The organism is Methylobacterium sp. WL116, assembly GCF_008039455.1.
GTDB lineage: Bacteria > Pseudomonadota > Alphaproteobacteria > Rhizobiales > Beijerinckiaceae > Methylobacterium.
The window spans coordinates 1-4,198 of the sequence record NZ_VRUV01000405.1 but is presented as its reverse complement, the minus strand read 5'-3'; the positions used below and the strand labels follow the sequence as shown (position 1 = coordinate 4,198).

4 protein-coding genes are annotated in these 4,198 nt (G+C 72.8%); 1 reads left to right on the top strand and 3 read right to left on the bottom strand.

Going from position 1 to position 4,198, the window contains the following annotated elements:
• The first annotated feature begins 147 nt into the window (after positions 1–147).
• A complete protein-coding gene (dut, locus tag FV223_RS21485) occupies positions 148–621 on the top strand; it encodes a dUTP diphosphatase (RefSeq protein WP_147728903.1) in 474 nt (157 codons plus the stop codon).
• Between the two features lie 196 nt (positions 622–817).
• Here the strand turns inward: dut and FV223_RS21475 are convergent, their stop codons facing one another.
• The 3 genes from FV223_RS21475 to FV223_RS21465 form a co-directional block, all read right to left on the bottom strand.
• Entirely contained in the window at positions 818–2,683 is a 1,866-nt protein-coding gene (locus FV223_RS21475; protein ID WP_147728902.1) for a glycoside hydrolase family 15 protein, read from the bottom strand.
• Between the two features lie 83 nt (positions 2,684–2,766).
• A complete protein-coding gene (gene denD, locus FV223_RS21470) occupies positions 2,767–3,747 on the bottom strand; it encodes a D-erythronate dehydrogenase (RefSeq protein WP_147728901.1) in 981 nt (326 codons plus the stop codon).
• Between the two features lie 211 nt (positions 3,748–3,958).
• Positions 3,959–4,198: nucleotide-binding domain containing protein (locus FV223_RS21465; RefSeq protein WP_281407460.1), on the bottom strand; the 240-nt coding region annotated here is incomplete at its 5' end.

Here is a 4,198-nt window from a genome sequence, read left to right as displayed (position 1 = left end):
GGCGCGTGCGGCGATCGCCGCCTTCGCCGCGCCGGCCGCCCGCGAGCGCGGCACGGCCGCGTTCCGGGGCCGAACGATCGACCGATCCCATGCCGATGAGGCCCATCGCATCGTCGCCCTGGCCGACGCCATCGCGGTGCGCCGGCCGTGAGCGACGCGCTGCCCGAAGTCGGCATCCGTGGGCTCGATCCGCGGCTGGCGGGGTGGGGGTTTCCGCGATGGGGCTCGGCCCAGGCCGCCGGCCTCGACCTCCATGCCTGCCTCGACGCGGCGCTCGACCTCGCCCCGCAGGGGCCGCCGGCGCTGATCCCCGCCGGCTTCACTGTGCTGATCCGGGATGCCGGCTGGTGCGGGCTGATCTTCCCCCGGTCTGGCCTGGGCCATCGCGCCGGGCTGGTGCTCGGCAACGGCACCGGGGTGATCGATGCCGACTACGAGGGCCCGCTGCTGATCTCGGCCTGGAACCGCAACCCGGCGGGCGACCCGATCCGGATCGCGCCGGGCGAGCGCATCGCGCAACTGGTGTTCACGCGGGTCGCGCGGCCGCGGCTGGTCGTGACCGACGCGGATGAGCCGGCATCGGCGCGGGGCGTCGGCGGGTTCGGGTCGAGCGGCCGGTGACGAGGCCACGAAGGAGCGCGCTACTTCCCTCCCCCCGCTGCGGGGGAGGGTGGCCCGCGAAGCGGGTCGGGAGAGGGGAGCGCCGTATCAGGAAGCGTCGCACCCCTCTCCCGACCCTCGCTGACGCGAGGCCCACCCTCCCCCGCAGAGGGGGGGAGGGAAGTGAGCGCGGTCAGCCGAAAGCCCCGCGCTGCGTCTACTCCGCCGCCGCCTTCGTCGCGACGCATCCCTCCTCGGGTAGGCCGAAGCGGCCGATCGTGTCCTGCAGGCGCAGGGCCGCGTTGATCAGCGCCATGTGCGAGAAGCCCTGCGGGGTATTGCCGCGCTGCTCGCCGGTCTCCGGGTCGATCATCTCGGCGAACAGCCCGACGTCGTTGCCGCGCGCCAGCAGACGCTCGAACGCCGCCTTGGCCTCGCCGGTGCGGCCGTCGAGCGCCAGGCAGCCGACGCGCCAGAAGGCGCAGGCGGTAAACGTGCCCTCGTCGCCCGTGAGCCCGTCGTCCATGCGGTAGCGGTAGATCAGGTCGCCGACGCCGAGCTCGTCCTCGATCGCGGCCAGCGTCTTGCGCAGGCGCGGGTCGCTCGGGTCGATCGCGCCGAACAACGCCACGCGCAGCACCGCCGCGTCGAGGTGGTGCGAGCCGTAGGCGCCGGTGAAGGCCTGCCGCTCCTCGTTCCAGGCCTTCTCCAGGTAGTCGGCGCGGATCTCGGCGGCGATCCGCTCCCAGGTCTCGATCTTCTCCGGCGGCACGCCCTCGATGTTGCGGCCGATCCGGGCGGCGTCGTTCAGCGCCACCCAGAGCATCGCCTTGGTGTGGAGCTGGTGGCGCGGGCCGGTGCGCAGCTCCCAGATGCCGTCGTCGGCCTCGTCGCGGCAGGCGATGGCGCGGCGGGTGAGGTTGTCGAGCACCTCGGGCAGGCGGTCGTGGACCTTCTCCGGCGGGTCGTACTCGACCGCTTCGAGGAAGACGCAGAGCGCGCGCACCAGCTCGCCGTAGATGTCGTGCTGGTCCTGGCCCTCGGCGGCGTTGCCGATCAGCGGCGGCCCGACGTCGCGCCAGCCGGAGAGGTGGTCGAGCTCCTCCTCCGGCGGCATCGCCTCGGCGATGCCGTAGAGCAGCTTGGTGTCGCGGCCGAAGCTGCCGTCCGCTTCGCGCAGGAAGCGCAGGAACTCCGAGGCCTCGCGGACGTAGCCGAGCATCACGAAGGCGGTGACGGTGAAGGTCGCGTCCCGCATCCAGGTGAAGCGGTAATCGTAGTTGCGGTTGCCCGGAACCGCCTCGGGCAGGCCGGCGGTGGCCGCCGCGACGATGGCGCCCGACGGCGAGTAGGTCAGCAGCTTCAAGCACAGGGCCGAGCGCAGCACCGCGTCGCGATAGGGGCCGTGATAGGTGCAGCGCTCGCTCCAGCGCCGCCAGTAGTCGATGGTCGCCGCGACCCGGCGCTCGGCGCCGGCGAAATCGTCGATCGCGGCCCGCTCCCCGTCCTCGCCGTGGGTGAGGACGAGGTAGGCGGTCTCGCCCGCCGCGATCGCGAACCGGCTCACCGCGACCGCGCCGTCGAGCCTCGGCTCGGGCGCAGCGTTGACGCGGAGCCGCTGCTTGCCGGCCTCGAACAGCACCGTCGCGCCGTCGGCTATCGGGATGCCGTCGCAGCGGGCGTAGTCGAAGGTCGGGTGCACCAGGAAGCGCCCGGCGACGTGGCCGTCGATGCAGGTGAGCAGGCGGATCAGGCGGCTCTCGCCCTCGCCGTCGGGCCCTTCCTCGGGCTCGGGGGTCGGCGGGTTGACCGGCATCACGTCGACCAGCCGGGCGCTGCCGGTCTCGGTGACGAAGGTCGTCTCCAGCACGTTGGTCTCGGGCAGGTAGCGCCGCGAGGTCGAGCGCAGGCCCTCGAACGCGATCCGGCAGGAGCCGCCCTTGTCGTCGTCGAGCAGCGCGAGGAACAGGGCCGGCGAATCGTGACGCGGCCAGCACAGCCAGTCGACCGAGCCGTCGCGGGCGATCAGCGCGGTTGAGTGGGTGTCGCCGATGACGGCGTAGTCTTCGATGGGCTTGTACAAGGCGATGCGTTTCCCGGAGGCTCGACCCGTTCTAACGCGTCGCATCCCCGGTTCGACCGTGCCTGACGAAATGTCACATAGGTTTATGTCCCGGCGTGGAATTCGGCGACGTGCTCGGCGACGATCGCGTCGAACGAGGCGTCGGCGGTGAAGCCGAGGTCGAGCGCGCGTTCGGTGGCGAAGGCCTCGGGCCAGGTCTCGATGATGCGGGCGACGGCCGGATCGGGCTCGCGGCGGATCAGGGCGACCGCCTTGTCGCCGCCGACCTTGCGCAGGGCCTCGATCTCCTCGGCCACGGTGGCCGACACCCCCGGCAGCGTCAGCGCACGCCGCAGCCCGAGGCGGGCGAGGTCGAGCCCGGCCGCGTGGAGCAGGAAGCCGATCGCGGCCGAGGGGCTCGCGAACCAGTGGCGCACGGTCTCGGGCACCGGCAGGATCGCCGGCTGGCCGGCCAGCGGCTCGCGGATGATTCCGGAGAAGAACCCCGACGCCGCCTTGTTCGGCTTGCCCGGGCGCACGCAGATCGTCGGCAGGCGCAAGGCGATGCCGTCGAGGAAGCCGCGACGGGAATAGTCGGCGACCAGCAACTCGCCCATCGCCTTCTGGGTGCCGTAGGAGGAGGCCGGCGTGACGATCCAGTCGTCGCCGATCACCGGCGGCAGCGGCGGCCCGAACACCGCGAGCGAGGAGGTGAACACCACCGTCGGCCGGTAGCCGTCGGCCAGGTGCGCGCGCCGGATCGCGTCGAGCAGCAGGCGGGTGCCGTCGAGGTTGACCCGGTAGCCGAGCTCGAGGTTCGCCTCCGCCTCGCCCGAGACGACGGCTGCGAGGTGGAAGACGAGGCCGGGCCGCCCGGCGATGGCGGCGTCGGCCGCGCCCGGCGCGGTGAGGTCGGCGGCCTCGGTGCGGACGTTGCCGGCGAAGCCCGCGGGCGCGTCGGGCTGGACCACGTCGATCAGGGTCAGCGCGTCGAGCAGCGCGCCGCCGACGGCGCCGGACGCGACCAGGGCCTTGGTGAGCCGGCGGCCGATCATGCCGCCAGCGCCGAGGATCAGGGCGTGCATGGGAAGCTCCTTGGTCGGCATGTTCGGCCGCGATCGATCTGCGTTGCCCTACCGGCTCCCCCCCCGCACCCAAGTCGGGCCTGCCCACTTGTGCACACGACTTGGGCACACAAGGTGCGGATCTCGGGCAAGCCCGAGATCCGTCGGGGGGGAGGGAAGGCGCGACGAGACTTTCGAAGGCGGTCAGGGAAGCGAGAAGCACCCGTATCGCTCACTGCATCAGGGCGAGCGCGCGCAGGAAGAAGTCGCGGCCGCCGAAGTTGCCGGATTTTAGCGCAAGCAGCATCGGATCGCCGCCGGCCGTGCGCAGGACGGGGACGCCGGCGGCGATCTCGGGGCCGAGCAGGAAGGCCTTCAGCCCGAGATGGTCGACCACCGCGCCGGAGGTCTCGCCGCCGGCGACCACGAGCCGGCGGACGCCGCAGGCGACGAGGTCCGCGGCGAGCCGCGC

Bases quoted from the DNA above. Each gene is read 5' to 3' on its own strand.
- denD (WP_147728901.1), bottom strand. From the start codon at position 3,747: ATGCACGCCCTGATCCTCGGCGCTGGCGGCATGATCGGCCGCCGGCTC.